Source organism: Limnobaculum parvum, assembly GCF_003096015.2.
Taxonomy (GTDB): domain Bacteria; phylum Pseudomonadota; class Gammaproteobacteria; order Enterobacterales; family Enterobacteriaceae; genus Limnobaculum; species Limnobaculum parvum.
Map to the genome: position 1 here is coordinate 2,954,630 of NZ_CP029185.2, position 21,682 is coordinate 2,976,311.

Consider the following 21,682-nt stretch of genomic DNA (forward strand, 5'->3'; position numbering starts at 1 on the left):
CGGAGCCTTTATGACTACTCGTATTGAACGTTTAAAAACTGCTTTATTTGCTAATCCTCGCGAAATCTCGTTAGAACGCGCTTTGCTTTATACCACCAGCCACCAACAGACTGAAGGTGAGCCAACGATCATTCGTCGGGCTAAAGCCACCGCTTATATTTTAGATAACGTTGAGATTTCTATTCGTGAAGATGAGTTAATTGCAGGTAACCGAACAATAAAACCACGTGCAGGCATAATGTCTCCTGAGATGGATCCCTATTGGCTACTTCAGGAATTAGATCAGTTTTCTACCCGACCACAAGACCGCTTTAACATTTCGGAAGAAGATAAAAAAACTTACCGTGAGCAATTACTCCCTTACTGGGAAAAACGCTCCATGAAAGACTTTATTAACAGCCAAATGACTGAAGAAGTGAAGTCTGCAGTTAAAACCCAAATATTTAGCGTTAACCAGACAGATAAAGGTCAGGGTCATATTATTATTGATTATCCTCGTCTGTTGGATAATGGCCTTGAACATTTAGTTCAGGAACTCCGAGCCTTATGCGCTCAAGAGCCACAGAATCATTTTTATCAGGCCACTTTATTGCTATTAGAGGCCTCTCAGCGCCACATTTTACGCTATAGCCGACTCGCTGAAGAGATGGCTTTAACCTGTAGCAATGCCGCTCGCCGTCAGGAACTATTAACCATATCACGCATATCCCATGATATGGCTAGCCAGCGTCCACAAAGTTTCTATGAAGCCTGCCAGTTATTCTGGTACATGAATGTTATTTTGCAGTACGAATCTAATGCCAGTTCGTTATCCCTTGGTCGTTTTGACCAATATATGCTGCCGTTTTATCAAGCTTCACTCAATCAGGGTGAGGATGCGGAATATCTGAAAGAATTACTGGAATCGTTATGGATCAAATGTAATGACATTGTCTTGCTGAGATCGACGTCCAGCGCCCGTTATTTTGCTGGTTTTCCAACGGGATACACCATTTTATTAGGTGGATTAAATGAGGCCGGACGCAGTGCCGTAAACGTTCTCTCTTCCCTGTGTTTAGACGCCTACCAGAATATCTGTTTACCGCAGCCCAATTTAGGGGTTCGGGTGAATGAATTCATTGACCGTCCATTCTTACTGAAAACAGCCGAAACTATTCGTCTCGGTACCGGTATCCCACAGATATTCAACGATGAGGTTATTGTTCCCGCCTTCCTTAACCGGGGTGTATCACTGGAAGATGCCAGAGATTACTCAGTTGTTGGCTGCGTGGAATTATCCATTCCGGGTAAGACATACGGACTTCATGACATTGCGATGTTTAATTTGTTAAAAGTCATGGAAATTGTTTTGCTTGAAAATGAGGGGAATGAATCCCTTTCCTATGCGGAATTACTACAACAAATCCGCAATAAAATATGTTATTACGTCAAACTCATGGTGGAAGGTAGCAATATTTGTGACATTGGGCACCGCGACTGGGCGCCTGTCCCATTACTTTCTTCATTTATCCACGACTGTTTGCAAAATGGAAAAGACATCACTGACGGCGGCGCTCGTTACAATTTTTCCGGCGTTCAGGGTATTGGTATTGCCAATTTAAGCGACTCGCTTCATGCACTAAAAGGCATAGTGTTTGATCAGCAACGGATGAGTTTTGATGAACTGCTTGCCACATTGAAGAATAACTTTGCCACCGCCGAAGGTGAAAAAGTACGGGCTCGTCTGATTAACCGCTTTGAAAAATACGGTAATGATATCGATGAAGTGGATAATATTAGTGCCGAATTACTGCGTTTTTATTGTAAAGAAGTAGAAACCTATAGTAATCCCCGTGGCGGACAGTTTACGCCGGGTTCTTATACGGTTTCCGCCCATGTTCCACTTGGTGCTGTTGTTGGTGCAACACCGGATGGTCGATTTGCCGGAGAACAACTGGCCGATGGGGGGCTATCCCCAATGCTTGGTCAGGATAGCCAAGGGCCAACAGCGGTACTTAAATCAGTCAGTAAGCTGGATAATTATCTTCTGTCTAACGGCACATTGCTAAACGTGAAATTCACACCGTCCACTTTAGAAGGTCAGGCTGGCCTGAATAAATTAGCAGATTTCTTAGGAGCCTTTACCAAACTTAAGTTGCAGCACATTCAATTTAACGTAGTCAATGCGGATACATTGCGTGCCGCGCAATCACGTCCTCAGGACTACGCAGGTCTGGTAGTTCGCGTTGCAGGCTATAGCGCCTTCTTTGTTGAGTTATCGAAGGAGATTCAGGATGACATTATCCGACGCACCGCGCATCAACTGTAAGTCGCTTGCGGATCTGGATAGTCAAAGATCCGGGGAGGTTGCCCGGATCTTCAACATTCAGCGTTATTCTTTAAATGATGGCGGCGGAATTCGTACCGTCGTCTTTTTTAAAGGTTGCCCCCATACGTGTCCGTGGTGCGCGAATCCGGAATCTATCTCTTCCGCCATTCACACCGTCCGTCGGGAGACAAAATGTCTTCATTGCACCCCCTGTCTGAATAATGTTCGGGAGTGCCCCGCTACGGCAATGGAACATATAGGGCAAAATATTTCTTTTGATGAACTCGTGAAGGAAGTGTTGAAAGATGAAATATTCTTTCGTTCCTCGGGTGGAGGGGTAACCTTATCGGGTGGTGAAGTATTAATGCAATCTGCCTTTGCCACTCGGTTTCTTAACCACCTCAAACGCCTTGGTATTAATACTGCTATAGAAACAGCCGGTGATGCTCCTGCAGGTTTTTTATTGCTATTGGCAAAGCAATGCGATCAGGTATTGTTCGATCTAAAAATAATGGATATTCAGCAATCAAAAGCAGCGCTTAATTTAAGGCTGCCTAGAGTGCTGAGCAATTTTGCATTATTAATAAAAGAAAACATTACGGTGATTCCACGTATTCCTCTGATTCCTGGCTACACGTTTAATAAAAATAACTTTCAGGCCATTCTTAACTTTCTAGCACCCTTTTCGTTAAAAGAAATACACCTATTACCTTTTCATCAATATGGTGAAGCTAAATACCGGCTACTAAATCGGGAGTATACGATGCGTGATGTCCCCGCTCCCACAGAACAAGAAGTAAAAGAATTTTACCTGATGGCAGAGCAAGCGGGGTATATTGTAACGATAGGTGGATAATAATTAGATAAAGGAGTCTATCGATGGCAATTAAACTCGTCGCAGTAACCGCATGCGTTAGCGGGGTAGCCCATACTTATATGGCTGCAGAACGATTAGAAAAGCTATGCCAACAGGAAAAATGGCAAGTGAAAATTGAAACTCAAGGTGCGCTGGGTATTGAACATCCTTTAACTGATGAGGATATTAAACAAGCTGACGTAGTGCTATTAATAACGGATATTGATATCGAAGGCAGCGAGCGCTTTAGTCATTGCCGCTATGTCCATTCCAGCATTCATCTTTTTCTATGTCATCCCGAAAAAACGCTAACCGCCATCAGAAAGGCAACGACATCGCCTCAGTCGACGCGCATTAATGTTAGTTAAGCACTTGTTAATTAATGGCTTTATCCGTTAGCTGACTATGATATTGACGTCGATATTCTGATGGTGACCGTTCTGTTGCCTTGCGAAATAGTCGACAAAAATAGTTGCTATCAACAAATCCACAGGCATGGGCGACCTCTTTTACTTTCATATCGTAACCCTTAAGCAAGCATTTAGCCTGTTCCAATCGGCTATAATTCAGGTATTCATTAAATCCAATTCCACCCGCTTTACGAAATAAATGGGATAAGTAATTGGGTGATATATAAAATGCCTGAGCGACCGACTCTCGCGTAAGCGGCTCTTGATAAAAGGTATCAATATGATCTCGTATCACATCAAAAAGTGCCTGACTACGGGATGCCGTTTGTACCTGACTTTTCAATAAATCGATACAATGACTAAATAAACTTTTTACGATAAATTGCGCGGTACTTTGTTCTCGCTGATTCCAAACTAATTCATTCAGTGCCTGAAGTAAAAATGATCCCACTCTTGGCCCTCTGCGTAGTACATTTTGCTTATTTTGGTTATGAAATGTTTTGCCATCCCAATACAAAATACTAAAACCAATCTGTTGTTTACCGAACAAAATGCTTAATGTTTTCACCGGCTGTTGCCAGACGGGATAGTTCCATCCCCCACCGGGAATAAATAGCACATCGCCCCCCTTCATCGTCAGTTCGCTACTTCCAGGCCACGACATCGTCAGAGAGCCTTCAATAACCAATTCCAAACGAGGAAAACTCACCTGATGTGCAAGATCGGGGGCGGCTTGCTGATTATCCGCAAAATAGATATGACAAATACTTTGTGGTTCCGATACTAAATTTGTCAAAAGGGACATCGGTTCAATAAGCATAATGAACTCATTAATAGAGAATGAGTGAAAATTATATCAGTTCAATGTTTAACTTCTTGAATCTTGGTCAATTTATGATGTAAAAACCGTTTTATTCTAGGTCTCTGCGCTATTTTAAAGATAGAAGCGTCTCTCCTGTTCATTTTGCATAAAAAATAGCATTCCTCTTCCTCGTTTTTTATGACGAAGAATGATCTGTTTGATTATCCGGTTGATAAATATGACTAACAAAGCCTGATGGTTTAGCCCCTAAACCTAAAAGCAGCTCGTCGGGCCTAACGAAAGGAACGACTACTGCGCCAATAATAATTTTCTTGCGGCGTCATAAGCCGCCAGCGTTTCGTTGCGGGCCTGTTTGTGATCGACTATCGGGCGTGGGTAGTCGAGCGTTATCTGTTCTTTATCCGCCCAAGTCCACGGTGAATGAATCGCTTCTGTTGGAACATCGACCAGTGCCGGTAACCATTGCCGGATAAACACCCCTTGGCTGTCAAATCTTTCCCCCTGCGTGGTAGGATTGAAGATGCGGAAGTAAGGCGCAGCATCGGTGCCGGTTGATGCCGCCCATTGCCAGCCGCCGTTATTGGCGGCCAAATCGCCATCAATAAGCTGCGACATAAAGTAACGTTCCCCTTCCCGCCAATCGATCAGCAGATCTTTCACTAAAAAACTGGCGACGATCATCCGCAATCGGTTATGCATCCAGCCCGTTTGATTCAGTTGGCGCATCGCCGCGTCAACGATGGGAAAACCGGTATTTCCCTGCTGCCAAGCCACCAATGCTGCACGATCGTTGCTCCATTGCACATTATCAGTCCAACCTAGAAAGGGGCGGTGCTTACATAAGTTCGGATGATAAGTTATCAGATGACGGTAAAACTCTCGCCAAATCAATTCACTGAGCCAGACTGCACCTATTTTTCCCTCCAGAGCATCTGGATGCGCTTTCAACAGAGCCTGCAAACACTGGCGTGGCGACAATACCCCCAATGCCAAGCAGGCAGAAAGTCGGCTGGTACCATCAATGGCTGGAAAATCTCGCTGCGTGTCGTAGTGCTCCACGTTGTCCTGACAAAATTGCTGTAGTCTGACCAATGCACTCTTCTCATCGACAGCAAACAAATCCGTATCGAACGGTTGCTGTGGGTAATCCAACGTAATTGGCTCAAGCTTATCGGGCAGCGCTTTCGTCCGTACTCCTGGTGGATTAACACATTCGGGTAGTTCTTCACGCAATCGACGTAAAAAGGCTCTCTTAAACGGAGTGAAGACCTTATACATTTCATGATTACCGGTCATGACACTACCCGGTGCCAGCATGACACTATCGTCAAAACCCTGGCAGGTGATATGACTTAGCGCTTTCTCAACGGCGGCATCACGCTGTCGCTCGTTGAACTCATACTGATAGTTGTAAAACAGCGCCGTCACCTTATGCGTTTCACAGACCTCACGCACCGCATCGATACTGGCGGCAAAGTCGTCTACCGGCTTAACGATAAACGGAATGCCTCTCTTTGCCAGCGACTGTTGCAGAGCATTAAGTTGACTCAACAGAAACGCCGCCTGACGCGGAGCCATTGAATGTTGCTGCCACTGTTTCACTGGCGCAATAAACAATGCCAGTACCTCCACCTCGCTAGAGCGACAAGCGGCGGCGAGAGCCAAATTATCATGTACACGCAAATCTGCGCGAAACCAGACCAGATGAGAGGCCATATTTATCCTAGATTAATGTCCGTAGCGTAAGCGTAACGCTTCTGGCCAAAGATCAAAGTAGCGCTGTCCCGCCAGATAAGCGTCCGGAAATTCAGACATATAGTGTTTGAGTAACGTCACAGGCGCAAGCAACGGCTGGGTACCCTGACGATAACGTTCAATCAACGAAGTCAGTTCATGGCGCTGACGGGGGTTAAGATGAGGGCGAAAATAACCCTGAACATGCATCAAAACGTTAGTATGATTGCGGCGAGTCGCCTGATGTGAAAGAAGATCCATCAGACGTTGGCGGTATTCCACAAAAAAATCCTCCAATTGCGACCATTCATGCATAGCGGCCACAAAACGCCCCAACTCGCGATAGTCTGGCTGAGAGTGCGCCAGTAGCAGCAGCTTGTAACGGCTATGATAGGCCATCAGTGCGCCGCGAGTCAGGCCCTGCTGGCGTAGTTGATTCAATTCATGCAGGGCATAAATACGTTCAACAAAATTCTCACGGATATGCGGATCATGCAATCGTCCATCCTCTTCTACCGGCAGCCACGGCATAGCGTTCATCAGAATACCAGTATAGATACCACGCCCGGCCTTGCGGCTATTGTTTTCGTCGGGTTCATACACCCGCACGCGTTCCATCCCGCAGCTTGGTGATTTGGCACAAACGATATAGCCACATAAATGGGCGAATTGCGCAGTGCGCTTTAGCGAAAACGCATGCATATCGGCGGTTAAATCCCCTTGTCGCTTATCGCTATAGCGCAGAGCAATTTGACCATCGTCCTGTTTAACCAGACGCAACGCCGGACGCGGTACCGGCAGGCCAATAGCCATTTCTGGGCAAACTGGTTCAAACCGCACCCAGGGTGTCAATTCCTCCACCGCAAACGTAAATCGCTTATGCCCACCGTCGAAACGAACGGCTTCCCCTAACAGACAGGCGCTAATACCAACTGGGATTTTCTCGCTCATAGCCGCTCCTTAATCGTTATTACATTAAGAGTAGCTAAAAAAGCGAAACCCCGCAGTGAGTTAACACATGCAGGGCCTCTGGCTAGGCTGTTATTAGCAACAGTGACCGAGGGAATCAAACACGATACTGAATCCCAATCATCGTCTGAGTATCAAGGTAACTGTTGCCGCCAAGCCGCTGAATAAAGATATAAACATCAATTTGTTAATAATTAAATATAAAGCGAAAGGAGGGTCTTGTCCCCTCCCTTCTCTCATGGCTTACAGCTAATGCTTTCAGCCGTTATTTTTTCGAAAATCGACGTCGAACCACCACAAAGAAAACCGGTACCAAGAAAATAGCCAACAGGGTCGCGGTAATCATTCCCCCATTACGCCAGTACCTACGGCATTTTGTGCACCCGAACCCGCACCGTGGCTCACGACCAGAGGTGATACCCCCAAAATAGAGGCCAGTGATGTCATTAGTATCGGCCTTAAACGCATTCTTACCGCTTCAAGGGTGGCCTGAATGAGATATTTCCCCTCTTTCTCCATCAAATTCTTGGCGACGCCACCATCAGGATGGCATTTTTAGCCGACAAGCCGATAGTCGTCAGCAACCCAACCTAGAAGTAAACGTCATTGTTTAACCCCCGCATGGTTGCCGCCAACAACGCACCAACGACCCCGAGAGAAACCACCAGCATGACTGATATTGGTATTGACCAGCTTTCATTCAGTGCGGCCAAGCATAAGAAAACGATCGCCAGCGATATTACATAAAACGCAGGAGCCTGATTACCGGAAAGACGTTCCTGATAGGACATTCCCGTCCACTCGTCACCAATGCCCGCAGGCAATTTTTCCGCCAGATCTTCCATTAACGTCATGGCTTCCCCGGTACTTTTCCCTTCCGAGGCTTCGCCCTGAATCTCTAGGGAAAGTACCTAATAAAACCACCGGCACGGCAATGGTGGGAATAAGCGTCGCTCTAATGTTCTGTAAGAAGATATACATCACCAGAAATACCAGAACGATGGCTTCAAATAGCGTTTTCACTACCTCAAAAATAGATATCTTAACGAATGGTGTCGTGTCGTAGGGGTAAACCGTCTTCATCCCTTCAGGGGAAAAAGGCTGTAGTTCTGCCACATCAGAGTGTTTTATGTATTACAACAATAAACACTTGATATTATAAGAGGCATTTTTGCAGAAATTAATCCTACAGCGAATATTAAAAAATAAATCAGTGTTTGAATTAGCAGAAAATAAATTTAAATTAGGCCTAAATTTAAAGTCCAATGATGGACTAAATATAATTTGAAATAATTTCATTCCAACACGATGATAACGGGTTGGCGGACATGGAAACAACGCACCCGGCCTATATTCTCTCTTTGATTATTATAGTCCAACATGTAACCTTTTTCATAAAACCCAGCCTAAATAACATCTAAATAAAGATATTGAACATGGTTGAAAAACCTATAACAGAATGTTTAAACTCCCAGAATAACCGCTTGCGGAAATATTCAATGAGATATCTCAAATAAAAAATTAAACATACTCGAATGGAGTGCGAGAATGGATTTTCCATTAAGTAGCATACATAAGCCCATAGATGCTATTCAAAAATTAATCGATGAATTACTCCCACATTCTCATCAACAAATTATTCCGCCACATAAAAATTTTGCTGTCATGAGCAATGCTACCTGATTCTGGATGGCTACATACAACTGTATAGAGTTCAGGATGGTATGATCTTATACTCGGCAAATTCACCAACGATTTTAGGATTAAGCTGCAACCTTATTCCAGGATCAGAGGATTTTTTCTTCACCACTAAAACCGCTACGACTATCGCTACCCTGCCCACAGCCAAAGCAACTCAAATCATCGAGAGCAAAAATTTGTGGGAGTATTTATCGATTTTTCAGTCGTTTATTATACTACGCCTGCATGAATACAACACCAAGATAGCCGCACTCAGCGCTTATGAAATCACCCGTAACCAACTGATTAATCTTCTTCAGGAACCCGATGAAATCAGAAGCAATACTACGGCCGTTCAATATATTCAGGACCATACGAGATTGTCTCGTAGTGGTGTGATGAAAATGCTATCGCAATTAAAGATAGGAAATTACATTGAGCTGGATAAAGGCCATCTGATTAAAATCAACAAAATGCCCCTACGATATTGATGTTAAATATCACTAGTTAAGCGGATATAAAAAAGAAGGAAAATTATTTGAGACAAATAATTTTCCTTCATTGCTAACAGTAATGATGACTATACCAAATCATTTCTTATCGTGGTCAGCAGTAATTTTCACCAGATCGGTATAAGTGACTAATACACTTTGACCGACCTTCAGATCTTTTAAACCAGCCTGAATTTTAGGATCCTTAACGGAAATCACTTTGCTACGGCCGTTAGGACCTTCAAAAGTGATTTGATGTTTCTTAATATCAATGTGAGTAATTTTCAGCGATAAATTCACCTGACGCAGTGCATTTGCATTTGGCGTAGGGTTATCTTGGGTTGCTCTACTGATTTCTTCTTTAGTCAGAATGGTTGGTGCGGATTTATTCACATCCGTTTCAAGCGCGGCAACAATAGAACGTTCTACCGTTGCTTCAATCATGTCACCGGCTTTTAAATGTTCCAGATCTTTTGCCCGATTGGTCAGTTGGAAGCTAATGTTCTCACCATCTTTACCGGCTAACACAATGACATGGTTACTCTGGTCCACTGAAACAACTTTAGCAGCAAGAAGTTCTGTTTGTACGTTTCCAGATAGAGGAATGGTATCAGCCTGAGCAGAGCAAATAGTCGCGGCTAAAAAAGAAACCGCAGCAGTCGTTTTAATCAATTTACTCAGTAACGTCATGATTCGTTATCTCCATTTAATTCACAGTTAAGTAATAAAAATTCACTCACGCTAAACAATCTATCTGCTTAGGATTATCAATTTATACTCAACGATCTCAATGCAACAGTCACTGACGGAGTTATTAATACACTTCCTAAATGGTCTAAATTGTGACTGTGGGATATCAGAAAATACGTTTCCGGTTACTAATTTTCTGAGAGTTGGACATTATTCACAGATCTCATATACCTGCGGTTGGTTCCAGACCGTGGTTTTTATCAATGGGGAAATCGCTCGTCATTTGATCATCCTGATTGGAAAAACGATCTGCAATTAATTGATTCATTTCTGAAATATTAAGAGGATATAGCAGGTTTACTGATTACCGGGATTCACGGTACTATCCGGACTTTCAAATCCGTATGTTGAAATTTATCGGATATCTCCTTTTAATAAAATGGATGTTTTATGGCAGTTTTTAACGGTAAGAAAAGTATTGTCTTTGGTATCACCGGAGGGATCGCTGGCCTTCTCAGTGCGCTAGCATATGAAGCACTCAACATTAACAACGCGCTGGCAAGTTGGACCATCTCTGGCGGTTTTGATGCCGCATTGATTTCATTATTTATTGTTATTGGCCAATCCTATTATCAATCACGAACGCTTCCAGTCACATCAAGATTGGTATCGGTACTAATTCAAGGTTTTATTTTTGGTACGCTCGGTGGTTTGGCGGTATACGCCTTTATGGCAATAACACAATCTGGAGATGTCGGTCGCGTTATTGGCTGGGCGCTCAGCGGGGCGGTTTGTGGATTTCTGGTATCCAAGAAAATCCCTAATATGAGCAAAAAACTGGCTATCGTCGCCGGTGCTATCGGTGGTGCGGTTGGCTGTCTATTAATGTATATCAATTTGGGCTTTGTGACTGGGGTAGCAGTAACCGGTGCCGCTATCGGAATTGTTGTCGCAAGTGCTGAAGTCATGTTCCGTAAATGCTGGGTTGATGTGACAGTTTATTCTGAGCCGTTGAAAGAAAACGGGGTCAGTATGGCGAAGAAGACTAATCAGTATGTGCTTAATCTTGGCAAAGATGCGATCCACGTCGGTTATTCATCCGATATGGATATTTTGCTGAAAACCAAAGGAATTGCCATGAGCAAAGAGGTTTCTCTGATTACCCTAGAAAACAATACGTGTTATTTAAATGACACCAAAACCGGCGAAAAGAAAGAGATCAAACCTGGCGAGAAAATCATTATCGAGAACTGTGAAATTCAGTTTTGTAATTAATCACACAAATCACCGTTTCTGTTCACTGGCTGCTACGTGGTCGGTGAATGGAATATAAAACCTGCATAAAAAGATGGAATCTGTGTTTCACGAACGCTATAACGCCACCCATCCATAAAATCTAAATGTCAAAAGGGTCCATGATCAACATGAACCCTTTTTAATCCAGCCGCCGAATCAGTCAACCTTACTCACGGAAGTTGGTGTTCCTACCAACTCAGGCGTTACCGTTGGCGCCACCCGAACAGCATGATGAACTTCATAGCCATACACTAGGCTAATCAGTTCCGGTTCTGCAAATTCCCGGCCTAAAAACTCCAGCGCGACAGGCTGAGGCTGCGAGTCTTTTGTCATACCGGCCATAAATGAGATGGCAGGCAGTCCAGAGAACGCACTCAAACTCACGTTTTTACGTCCTTCGGTGTTCTTACCAATCGGCATATTCAGTTCGGTAATGGTCGGATAGAGTATCGCGTCGTAACGCACCTTTCCGTTCATCACGCGGTTCAGTTGCACACGAATAAAGCCATCACGCCCCTGAATGTTTTTCTTATACACCGGGTCGTCATTACGTTTGTCGCTCAACCCAGTATAAAGCGTTAACCATTCTTCAGTCGTTGGCGCATAGCCTTTGCTTGCCAGCAACGCGTCATAGCTTCTCACATGACCATCTTTATCAGAGGGCCACTCGGTCAAATATTCAGTCAGCCCCTGCTTGATTTCATAACCGGCCAGGCTTTTAAAACCCTTGAGAATTTGCTCCTGCTCCGGTAGCGCAACAATATCAATCGTCGCGCCAGCCTTACGCATTGCATCTAACGCGTTATCAATCACCTGATAATACGCCCGATTTTTCTCTGTTCGCTCAGGAAGCATGCCGGAGATTAGCGCAATTCTAGCGCCTTTCAGACCATCTTTTACTGAAGCATCTCTGATTTGCTGTTTACGTTCTGGCGTAGACCAAGCTTCAGTAAATTGTAAAACCTGAGCACAGTCCGCTACTTTACGGCACATAGGCCCCACCGTGTCCTGAGTTTTGGACAGTGGTGCAACGCCGTTCAGATCAGCCAGTGCGCGGCTGGGTCGAATGCCGGTCAGCCCCGCAACCGCCGCAGGAATGCGAATCGAACCGCCGGTATCGGTTCCCAATCCGACCATCGCAAGGCTGGCTGATACCGCAGACCCCGTTCCACCGGAAGACCCACCGGGACCGTTGGTCAGAATATAAGGATTGCGCGTTTGCCCACCGGCAGAAGAGAGGCCAAGCATGGCAATAGCAAACTCATCCAGATTGGCTTTGCCTAGAATAATTGCCCCCTGATTAATCAGGTTATCGACTACCGCAGCATTAGCCGGAGGCTGGCTATTTTTCAATGCAGAAGATCCCAGCGAGGTAGGCATATCTTTGGTATTGATATTATCTTTTACCACCACCGGAACACAAAACAGCGGCTGATGCTTATCTGCCTGCTTGTCCTTCTGTCGAGCCAAAGCAAGCGCCTCGGAATTAACAGTGATAATACTGTTAATTTTGGGGCCATTTTTATCAAAGGCATGAATACGATCCAAATAGCCCTGCACCACTGCTTCACAGGTGATTTGTTGACTATTTAACGCTTGTTGTAGCTGTTCAATCGTGGCTTCAGACCAGTTGAATGCCGCCGCGTTGGCTGAAAAAAGCGTCATCGCAGCCGCGCCAATCATTGTTAGCGAGAATTTATTCATTTTATTATCCACTCAAATAGGCGGTAAAAATCCGTGATATCAGTAAAGTGGGCTGACAACATCCGAGAATGGAGAACATCGCCCTACCGGCCGAATACAATATCGATATACACACATTGTATTTACGGCCGGGATACTCACTGAAATAAAGATTGAATTGAAATAGGAACTGAAATAGCGCCCTACAAAACTGTCAGCACCACTCACAGGCTTCCATTACAACACCATTTCCCACATCAACATTCCCACCAAAACGGAAACCAACATCGAGAGCACACCCGGTAGCCAGAATCGGTATTTATGTGTTGATCCGGTTGGATCAATTTCTTCCGCAAACAGCAACGTGGGCTGAGCTGGAATAAAGTAGTTAACGTTAACCGCCTGAATCATTGCCGCCATAAAGCCCGGAGGAACGCCCAGCCCAAGCGCCAATGGATAGATGATGGATATAATCGCCGTTTGAGACATCACGAAAGTTGCTACGACCCCACAGATAATCACAATAAACCACGGGGCAATAGAAATCAGGCTACCCACGCTCTGCTCAAGCACAATCGCGTTTTCGGGCGACTGGAAGATCGTCGCCCCTAACCACCCCGGCCCAAGCACCGCAATGGCTGCACCAACCGCAGCGGTAAAGATTTTAGTCTTGTAAATAACCGCGGGTGACATTTTGGTCAGGAAAATAATCGCGGCGGCAGCCAAGAACATAAAAATCTGCACCGTCGAAGTGGCGGGCATAAATACGTCTTTGCCGTTAACCACGTTTGGAGTAGTGAGCATATGCAGCAAAGATTCATTGGTACCAAATATCAGAATCAGCGCAACGCTAACCAGAAACGCCAGCACAGACAGCTTTTGCTGACGGGTGAATACCGGTTCTACGACCTCGGCCGATTCATTATGAATCGTATCAAGTGGGATCAGCCCCTCAGCCAGACGCTTCTGATATTCAGGATCTTTATCCAGTGGCTTACCGCGGAAGGACATAAATACGCTTAACGCCAGCGTTGAAATCAGCGCCGCGGGCAGCACAATCATCAAATACTGACCGAAGGTATAACCGGCATAGCCGTTCAAAAAACCAAATGCCACAATCGCTGATGAAGCGGCAGGAGAACAAACCAACGCCATATTGGCCGTCGTCACACAAGCCACCAGAGGACGCTCGGGCCGAATGCCCGCTCGCAGGGCAGTACGCGCAATAATCGGCTCCAGAGAGAGCGTTATGTTTGCCGTACCGATACCAAAAACAAAACCGAAGATAATCAGTGGAGAGACAAAGGTAATTGCCGAAGGTTTTTTCTCAATCAGTTTACCGGCATGGTGCACCAGATAATCTAGACCGCCACTGGCTTCTAATAAACCACCGGCGATACCGATAGCCAGAATAATCATTACCGGTACCACAGGCGCTTTGCCAATCGGTACCTGAAAGACAAATATCATGATAAACAGGCCCAGTATGGAGAGTATCCCCACCCCAAGCGCCCCGCCAATCTTAAGGCCGTAGATCACCAGCACGGCCATGACCAGAACTTCCAATATCAGCATTAGCATTATTCTTCCCTCAAATAACGTTCTGTCAGCGCCGTCCAATAAGCACCGCCGCGTAAGATCAGATCATCGTTAAAGTCATAATCCGGCTGATGGCAGTTTGGCGTGTTGCCATTATTCAGCAGTGCATAAGCACCCGGACACGCTTCCAGCATGTAGGCAAAATCTTCACTGTTCATATAGGGCTGGAAGGATTTAGGGCAATCCTCTTCAGACAGCACGCTGATAGCCACTTCACGAGCCAGATTAGCGGCAAAGGCATCGTTAACCACCGCCGGTGCAATAGACTGAACGACTACCTCCGCTTTGGCTCCCATACCGCTACAAACATGCGTTGCGATACGTTCAATGTTTTCAAGCATCATATTTCTGACCGCATTGTCCATGCTGCGAACGCTAAGTAACATTTGAGCGGTTTCAGGAATAATGTTGTAGGAACCTTCCCGACCCGCCAAAAACGAAGCCACGGTAACCACCGCGCGGTCTTTCGGTGCGGTATTACGGGAAACGATACTCTGAAGAGCCAGAACCACGTTGGAACCCACCACTACCGGGTCAATCGTATTTTGAGGTTCCGCACCGTGGCCGCCACGTCCTTTAATATTGATGGTGACGCGATCGGACGAAGAAAGCATGGCGCCGGGCTGTACGTAGAACAATTTATTATTTTCTGCATTTGGCATGCTGTGCAGAGCAAAAACATAATCACATGGGAAACGCTCAAAGAGACCGTCGTTGATCATGGCCGGAGCACCGCCCTGTCCCTCTTCTGCCGGTTGAAAAATCACATTCAGCGTACCGCTAAAATTTTTACGTTCTGCCAATAAGCGAGCGCCTGCCAGCAGCATGGTGGTATTGCCATCATGACCGCAGGAGTGGCTGGCACCAGAAATAGTACTTGAGTAAGGCAGTCCGGTCGCTTCCTGCATAGGAAGCGCATCCATGTCCGCACGTAACCCGATCGTTTTGCTGCCTAAACCGCATTTCAGTTGACCAACAACGCCGGTTTTACCGATCCCTCGATGAACCTCATAGCCCCATTGAGTTAAATAATCAGCAACAATATCGCTGGTACGTTGGGTATCAAAACCGATTTCCGGATGAGAATGCAGGTCATGACGAATTCTTTTTAAATCATCAAACCAGTCTTTCAATTCCTGATACATAGACTTCCCCTTGTTCAAAAAATAGGATGTGTTATTTCCAATAGCAGTGAATATTTATTTTTCTGTTTGTACTGGAAGCCAATTCTATTTTTTGTTTACCTCCCATATAAGATGATTTTTTCTTTTTGGAGATAACTTTTAGGTATAGGGTGCAGAAAAATATATTGGGTTTTAAACGCCAAGAAATGAATATATCAAATTGATTTAAATATAAAATTTAATTAAAAAACAAATAACCCTATGTGAGATAACTCACAATTCTTCAGTTTTAAATAATCATTTATGTGATATGCATACTGAATAAAGTAACGATCTTGATACTAATATGTTATCGCCTTATTTTATTTATTCGGGAAACGACACTATTACCCTTAACATTACTGATATTTTACTTTCTGAAGCTATTTTGGTGTGTTTCCAATACGGATAAAAAGACCTATATTAGGCGGGAATCAATAAAGGGAAATGTCTCATGTCAGTGAAAATGAATCACCTTAAGGCATTCAAAGAAGTGGCCGAACGAGGCAGTATTCGATCCGCCAGCCGCTCAATGGGAATATCTCAACCTGCACTGACCCGAAACATTAAAGATCTTGAAAATCAAATGGGCGTGTCGCTGATTGAACGCAATTCTAACGGCATCACACTGACGGTATACGGCGAATACTTCCTCAATCATGCCAAACTTATCCTGAAAGAGCTGGAGCTGGCGCAAGACGGCATTCGGCAGCAGCTAGAAAAGTTTAACGGCTCGGTTAGCATCGGCATGGGTGGCAGCGTCGCCCTGAGCATTTTGCCTGAGGTCGCAGCCTGGTTTAGAAAAGACTATCCCGAAGCCAAGATGTACATCTACGAAGAACAGGTAGATGCACTGCTGAATAGCCTAAGAAATGGGGAGCTGGATTTTTGCATCAATACCGCCAATCCAGAAATGCATAACGGCGAGTTTGATTTTGAAGCGCTGTTTACCCTCGATTACGCTATCTTTGTCCGACAGGATCACCCGCTGGCCGGCGTGGCTTCCCTTAATGAACTCAAAGATCAAAGTTGGATCCTACCGATCACGCGTTCAGGGTATCACCAGAAAGTGCTGGATATGCTGACAGAGAATGGGCTGAATCCGGAAGTTTCATTCTATATTAACAACGTTTCCGGTGCGGTTGAGTTACTGAAAAAAACCGACTGTTTCAGTATTCTTTCTCACGATCTCAACCAATCCGACAGGAACGATCACGGCATTGTGCCCCTTAATATTGATTTGAGTCTCCCACCTGCAACTTACTATATTGTTTGCCGAAAAAGCAGCCCGCTGCTGCCGCTGGCACAAAAGCTTATCCATTTTTTCAGGTTGGAATGCAATGCCAGAACCAGAAAAAGAGCCTCAGTGCGCCAGTAAATTTACATGCATCCGGCACAGCTACCACAGCGCCAGTCCTGTGGGTTAACCGCCTGATAGAAAAAGCGAATATGCGTTTCATCAATAGGTAGGCCGTTATCCACTAAACAGTCTGCCAGCCAGTCGATATTTTCTAGGATCCAGTCATCCTCATCCCGCCCCTCGGCAAACATATCGTTTTCCGGGTCGATAATGTAATAGATGCCGTAGGTTCCCATGTCTTTATCCCTTCGGTTTTCCGGCAGAATAAAGGGTCGGTCAAAATACGTGATGTGCCACTCGCCGTGACACAATAGATTACCGGATCGGCCCCAACGGGCGATAAATGGATTTGTATTCATTGCATGGTGAATTTGAAATAGATAAGCCAGAAAGTAGCCAAGCCCGTAAGATACACTATTATGACTCAACTAAAGACCAACAAGATAGAGACATTTACCTAAACCCGTTTATCTTAGTGACGTTCTCTCATCTTGCTTGTATGAACGGTTACAACATGACTACCACTCTATTACTCCTTTTCAGTTTCGCCGATCCGTATGCAGGCCCCTGACATACTGATTACTCGTCAATTTAATGTCTCCTTTCTTGTTCATGCAAGTTGCAGGGAGCCATTAAACCTAACCCAATAGTATGGTAATGTGCTTTCTCAGGCGCTCGCATCAATGTTACTGACGTCCTTCAAAAGGAATACTATTTAAGGAGAGGTTTAATGCTTCAATCGTTAAAACCCGGTGAGAATACCTCACTTTCTCAGGCCAAAGGGCAAGTACGAGTATCCCATTCTGTTGGTACCAATCTTGATATTAATCTGACTGCTTTTTTAGTCACTGATTCTGGAAAAACCATTAATGATAATGACATGGTTTTCTTCAATGCTCCGCATCATGCTTCCGGCGCAGCCTCGTTCATCCCACCCGTGACCCAAGGCTCTACCGTAAGTCACAGCATTGATTTTGATCTTTCACGCCTTCCGGCAAATATCACCAAAATTGCCATTACGCTGACGCAGGATGGTAGTGCTGGCGGCTTCTCCACCGTCAATGATTTACGAGCTCAGGTGTTAACGGCTGGCAATACGCTGGAATTAACTCCCGGAGTGTTCTCGCAAGAAACCGGTATTATTGTGCTGGAACTGTATGTACGGAATGACCAGAACAAGGCCCGAGCCGTATGGCAGGGGTTTGCATCCGGGCTTGCGGGATTGTGCAATCTTTACGGTATCGAAGTAGAAGAATCTGCACCAGTGGCTGCCGCAGCGCCCGCTCCGGTAAATATGAAAAAAACCTTGGTCACCCTAACGAAGCCAGACAGCAGTCATAAAATTTCGCTGCTTAAAGGGGATTCGGCTCCCAAAAGTATCCGAGTTAGCGCAACCTGGATTGATAATGGTGATGGCATAGATAACGACGATTTGGATCTCAGAGTGGGTATTCTCCGTCCTGATGGTCAGATGTCTATTATTCAGGCTCCCGACAAGAGCGGTGCGTTTAATGCCGATCCTTTTGTGTTTCATACCGGCGATGTGGTAACCGCAAGTGTTTCTGCTCCAGGCTGTGAGACCGTTGAAATTAACCCGGCAATCTCTCGCTTAATGGGTGGAAAAGTTGCCCTAGTTTGCAGCGTGTATTCAGCCATAAGCAATGGTATTGTCGCCATTGCCTCGCTCAAACCCACCATGCGTATGGAATACGGCGATCAAATCGTTGACTGTGCCTTTGAATTTAAGAAAGGTTTCTTCAATAGCATGGTTTATACCTATGTGATTGGTATTATTGAAATTGATCAGGATAATATTACTCTGAGACCTTCTGGTATAACCTCCAAAGCGGGCAGCGAATCCACACCATGGCTTACCCGTACAGGTGATGAGATCTCGCTAACGATGGATGGCCCTTATGTGTTTAAAGGAAAAAAAATTTCCCGTAGTGGTAGTAAACGCTACATATAACCGATTTCAGTGAAATGACGGTATAGAAGACACAAGAAAAAACCCCGTAGAGGTCAAACTCCACGGGGTAATTGGTGATGGCGTGCTACCGTTTCATTAAACCGAGCGTGGTGTAACGCTAACCGGTTGCCCGCCCTGATTTACCATCTGCGACTTCCAGTAAAAACGAGGCGGTAAATCAGAGGTAAGGGCAAATGAAGCCTGCTTCAGGAAAGTATGAACAAATCCGGCCAATTCCACTAAAGCAAACTGTTTACCGCCGCATACGCGCTGCCCGTGGCTAAAAGAGATACCAATGCCGCTCTCTTTATCATTCAGGGGAGAATAAGTGTCATCTCGAAGATTAAGCTCACCCGGATTCTGATATACATTTTGGTTACGCATAATACCAATAAACGAAATGATGATATTTTGCCGTTCACTAATGATGTCGTTACCAATCTTATCGTTGCCTAGCGACTGACGAATAATGATAGGTATTGGTGGATACAGGCGTAACGCCTCGGAAATAAAGGTCATTAGCCTTGGCATTTGACTAAGATCTTCTCCGCAAATCGGATGAGGATGATTTATCACTTCCTGATAAAGCATTTCTTGCTGCTCAGGGTGGCTTGCCAGCAAATAGCAAACCCAACTCATGGTTGCCGCCGTCGATTCTGAGCCAGCCGCTAAAAATGCCATCAGTTCCTCTTCCAATACCACCTGACTGTCCGGTTCTGATTCCACACTAAGGATACGTTCCAATAGCGCGTTTCTACGCTCAGGATCCCTAAATATTTTCAGGTCCGCATTAACCTGCCGACGTAATGCCCGTAGCTTAACCAGTCTTCTTCGATGTTGGATATTCAGCGAACCCGCCGGTATAAAAGAGAATTCGGAGCTGAACTCCATCAGTTCCGCAATATTCTCAATATTGATGCCTGACTCTTCCAGCGAAATCGGAAAGAAATTCTCAATAAATACGGCCATAGCCATCTTACGGAACACGCTGTCATCAAGCGTAGCCTGACCCGCGCTGCTGGCTTCAATAAACTGTGCCACTCCCCATTGTGCATGACGGATGGAGAGTTCGACCGTTTGGTGGTCGTCAAAACAATTTAAAAACGGTTGGGTTAAGTTTTTATGTCGTTTCCAGACCTGACCATTTTCAAAAAAACGCGATGAGCCCAAGGCCTGTTTAAACCAGGTCATGTTCTTTTCATAGTTATCATAGTTACGGCGTAAAACATACTCAGCATCTTCCCTATTCTGGATGATCAATGTGGGCACACCATTGAGCTCAAGCGAAACGTTCTCGCCATTCTGTTCATCCGCTAACGAGTATAAATAATGACAAATATCCGTACTTAAGTGATGCATCATGCCTCTTTTTTATAACAATAATTAAAATAGGATTAATAATATCGACTATCTCCATTTATATTGTTTAAAAGGAGATCTCATAATCTGTTTGTATACCAATCACACCATAACTCCGACATATTTTAGTTATAGCAGATCAAATAAAGTTCAGATAGTACCCTCTCAGCGAAATTAACACTCATAGCCTTGAGGATAGTCAGATACCCCACACCATATCAAACCGTGGTTATAAATCAGCATTAATTAAAATAGAAGATAAAATATAATTAAAAAACATAAAGATATGAAATAAACAAATGATATTATATAAATAAAAATGTCAATTAATAAATAAATGATTTCGTTATAAGGTATATTTTCCTAATACTTAAATTATGCCATTTACTATATATTTTCTGTTAATCAGCCGTGGTATTTAATCAATAATTCATGATATAGGTTCAATATATTAACGTTCGCATCATAAAATAACTCATTAAATCAGGAAAAAATAATTTTTTATCAATAGGCTCATTGCCGTTTGTTTATGCTTATACCGAAATTGAAACATTCACCAGCTTTAGTCTGATTTGGCTAGCATGTCACAGTCGAACAGTCAGATTATGCAATCGATTGAAGCGACGGCCATTTTCCCTTTATTGCGAGAGATCTAGCAAATCTGACAGCTAGTTATTATCAACACCTTATGCCATAACATACTTTTTCACACAGGGAAGATAATTATGGCCAGAGCTAAACATAGCAATATGATGATTACCATCATCGTCATCGCTGTTATCGGATTCTTCTTCAAATCAGAAAAGCCAGCTTCTTCAGATAAATTGTCATCACAGACTACAACAGCGGCTTTATCACAGCCTTTATCGCCCCATCAAATCACCCCATCATCACCTCAAACGCTGGCAATAACCCAATATGTAAAAGCCGAAAAGCTTAACGTACGCATTTCACCCAATGGAAAAGTTATTGCTTCACTTAAACAAGGGCAGAAAGTATCAGTCCATGAACAAAAAGATAGCTGGTCAAGGGTTACACCTGATAATGAGCCAGCCGGGTGGGTCTCTTCGGCTTTACTGTGTAATACCGCTAATTGCTATATCAGTCATCCACAAGCGGTCATCACACCCGTCACTCTGCGTTCTCAGCCAAAGCCACAGCCGGCTGCACGTTCTATCAACTATTCAAACAGTGGATGTTCATGTTCTTCAGGGCGTATTTGTATTGGGCCTCGCGGTGGGCGGTATTGCATTACTTCCGGTGGAAATAAACGATATGGCGTTTAATCTGCA

19 protein-coding genes and 1 pseudogene are annotated in these 21,682 nt (G+C 44.5%); 9 read left to right on the forward strand and 11 right to left on the reverse strand.

Going from position 1 to position 21,682, the window contains the following annotated elements:
* Positions 1-10 precede the first annotated feature (10 nt).
* The 3 genes from HYN51_RS12405 to HYN51_RS12415 are packed head-to-tail and all read left to right on the forward strand — an operon-like array spanning position 11 to position 3,532.
* Positions 11-2,308 (forward strand): formate C-acetyltransferase, encoded by a 2,298-nt coding sequence (locus HYN51_RS12405; RefSeq protein WP_108900313.1) that lies wholly within the window; start codon positions 11-13, stop codon positions 2,306-2,308.
* Complete coding sequence (locus HYN51_RS12410; protein WP_108900314.1) at positions 2,274-3,164, forward strand: [formate-C-acetyltransferase]-activating enzyme; 891 nt, start codon at positions 2,274-2,276, stop codon at positions 3,162-3,164. The genes HYN51_RS12405 and HYN51_RS12410 overlap by 35 nt, the downstream gene beginning before the upstream one ends.
* Positions 3,165-3,187: 23 nt before the next feature.
* Positions 3,188-3,532 (forward strand): PTS fructose-like transporter subunit IIB, encoded by a 345-nt coding sequence (locus tag HYN51_RS12415; protein WP_108900315.1) that lies wholly within the window; start codon positions 3,188-3,190, stop codon positions 3,530-3,532.
* Between the two features lie 7 nt (positions 3,533-3,539).
* Here HYN51_RS12415 and HYN51_RS12420 read toward each other — a convergent pair whose 3' ends face one another.
* The 5 genes and pseudogenes from HYN51_RS12420 to HYN51_RS12440 all read right to left on the reverse strand — a co-directional run bounded on the left by HYN51_RS12420 (position 3,540) and on the right by HYN51_RS12440 (position 8,183).
* Positions 3,540-4,394 carry an AraC family transcriptional regulator gene (locus HYN51_RS12420; protein ID WP_108900316.1) on the reverse strand — a complete coding sequence of 285 codons (855 nt, stop codon included), beginning with the start codon at positions 4,392-4,394 and terminating at the stop codon, positions 3,540-3,542.
* A 291-nt stretch (positions 4,395-4,685) separates the two neighbouring features.
* Positions 4,686-6,113, reverse strand: coding sequence for a deoxyribodipyrimidine photo-lyase (gene phrB, locus HYN51_RS12425; RefSeq protein ID WP_108900317.1), 1,428 nt, complete (start codon positions 6,111-6,113; stop codon positions 4,686-4,688).
* 12 nt (positions 6,114-6,125) lie between these two features.
* Positions 6,126-7,082 carry a YbgA family protein gene (locus tag HYN51_RS12430; protein ID WP_108900318.1) on the reverse strand — a complete coding sequence of 319 codons (957 nt, stop codon included), beginning with the start codon at positions 7,080-7,082 and terminating at the stop codon, positions 6,126-6,128.
* Positions 7,083-7,365: 283 nt separating this feature from the next.
* A pseudogene (locus tag HYN51_RS12435) lies at positions 7,366-8,005 on the reverse strand (efflux RND transporter permease subunit); the annotation flags it as partial.
* Positions 7,905-8,183, reverse strand: coding sequence for an efflux RND transporter permease subunit (locus HYN51_RS12440; RefSeq protein WP_108900319.1), 279 nt, complete (start codon positions 8,181-8,183; stop codon positions 7,905-7,907). The gene HYN51_RS12440 and the pseudogene HYN51_RS12435, both read right to left, overlap by 101 nt.
* Positions 8,184-8,648: 465 nt before the next feature.
* On the opposite strand from HYN51_RS12440, the gene HYN51_RS16710 reads away from it, so the two are divergent.
* Both HYN51_RS16710 and HYN51_RS12445 read left to right on the forward strand, forming a co-directional pair.
* On the forward strand, positions 8,649-8,783 hold the full coding sequence (locus tag HYN51_RS16710) for a hypothetical protein (RefSeq protein ID WP_268993521.1): 135 nt from the start codon (positions 8,649-8,651) through the stop codon (positions 8,781-8,783).
* Positions 8,784-8,824: 41 nt separating this feature from the next.
* Complete coding sequence (locus tag HYN51_RS12445; protein WP_108900320.1) at positions 8,825-9,271, forward strand: helix-turn-helix domain-containing protein; 447 nt, start codon at positions 8,825-8,827, stop codon at positions 9,269-9,271.
* Between the two features lie 99 nt (positions 9,272-9,370).
* Here HYN51_RS12445 and HYN51_RS12450 read toward each other — a convergent pair whose 3' ends face one another.
* On the reverse strand, positions 9,371-9,961 hold the full coding sequence (locus HYN51_RS12450) for a hypothetical protein (RefSeq protein WP_108900321.1): 591 nt from the start codon (positions 9,959-9,961) through the stop codon (positions 9,371-9,373).
* Between the two features lie 450 nt (positions 9,962-10,411).
* On the opposite strand from HYN51_RS12450, the gene HYN51_RS12455 reads away from it, so the two are divergent.
* Entirely contained in the window at positions 10,412-11,236 is an 825-nt protein-coding gene (locus HYN51_RS12455) for a hypothetical protein (protein ID WP_108900322.1), read from the forward strand.
* A gap of 177 nt (positions 11,237-11,413) precedes the next feature.
* On the opposite strand, the gene HYN51_RS12460 is transcribed toward HYN51_RS12455, so the two are convergent.
* From HYN51_RS12460 to HYN51_RS12470, 3 genes are all read right to left on the reverse strand, one after another.
* Positions 11,414-12,961, reverse strand: coding sequence for an amidase (locus tag HYN51_RS12460; protein ID WP_108900323.1), 1,548 nt, complete (start codon positions 12,959-12,961; stop codon positions 11,414-11,416).
* 216 nt (positions 12,962-13,177) lie between these two features.
* The gene (locus tag HYN51_RS12465; RefSeq protein WP_108900324.1) at positions 13,178-14,521 is read right to left on the reverse strand and encodes an anaerobic C4-dicarboxylate transporter family protein; all 1,344 of its coding nucleotides are present in this window, start codon (positions 14,519-14,521) and stop codon (positions 13,178-13,180) included.
* Positions 14,521-15,684 (reverse strand): M20 aminoacylase family protein, encoded by a 1,164-nt coding sequence (locus tag HYN51_RS12470; protein ID WP_108900325.1) that lies wholly within the window; start codon positions 15,682-15,684, stop codon positions 14,521-14,523. The genes HYN51_RS12465 and HYN51_RS12470 overlap by 1 nt, the downstream gene beginning before the upstream one ends.
* A gap of 472 nt (positions 15,685-16,156) precedes the next feature.
* On the opposite strand from HYN51_RS12470, the gene HYN51_RS12475 reads away from it, so the two are divergent.
* Positions 16,157-17,080: a LysR substrate-binding domain-containing protein gene (locus tag HYN51_RS12475; protein ID WP_108900326.1), complete on the forward strand. Its 924-nt coding sequence runs from the start codon at positions 16,157-16,159 to the stop codon at positions 17,078-17,080.
* Positions 17,081-17,082: 2 nt separating this feature from the next.
* On the opposite strand, the gene HYN51_RS12480 is transcribed toward HYN51_RS12475, so the two are convergent.
* Entirely contained in the window at positions 17,083-17,421 is a 339-nt protein-coding gene (locus HYN51_RS12480; RefSeq protein WP_108900327.1) for a hypothetical protein, read from the reverse strand.
* Between the two features lie 371 nt (positions 17,422-17,792).
* Between HYN51_RS12480 and HYN51_RS12490 the strand changes: the two genes are divergently transcribed.
* The gene (locus HYN51_RS12490) at positions 17,793-19,031 is read left to right on the forward strand and encodes a TerD family protein (protein WP_108900329.1); all 1,239 of its coding nucleotides are present in this window, start codon (positions 17,793-17,795) and stop codon (positions 19,029-19,031) included.
* 96 nt (positions 19,032-19,127) lie between these two features.
* On the opposite strand, the gene HYN51_RS12495 is transcribed toward HYN51_RS12490, so the two are convergent.
* Entirely contained in the window at positions 19,128-20,393 is a 1,266-nt protein-coding gene (locus HYN51_RS12495) for a cytochrome P450 (RefSeq protein WP_108900330.1), read from the reverse strand.
* A 722-nt stretch (positions 20,394-21,115) separates the two neighbouring features.
* Here HYN51_RS12495 and HYN51_RS12500 point away from each other — a divergent pair.
* On the forward strand, positions 21,116-21,676 hold the full coding sequence (locus HYN51_RS12500; RefSeq protein ID WP_108900331.1) for an SH3 domain-containing protein: 561 nt from the start codon (positions 21,116-21,118) through the stop codon (positions 21,674-21,676).
* The last annotated feature ends 6 nt before the right edge of the window (positions 21,677-21,682 follow it).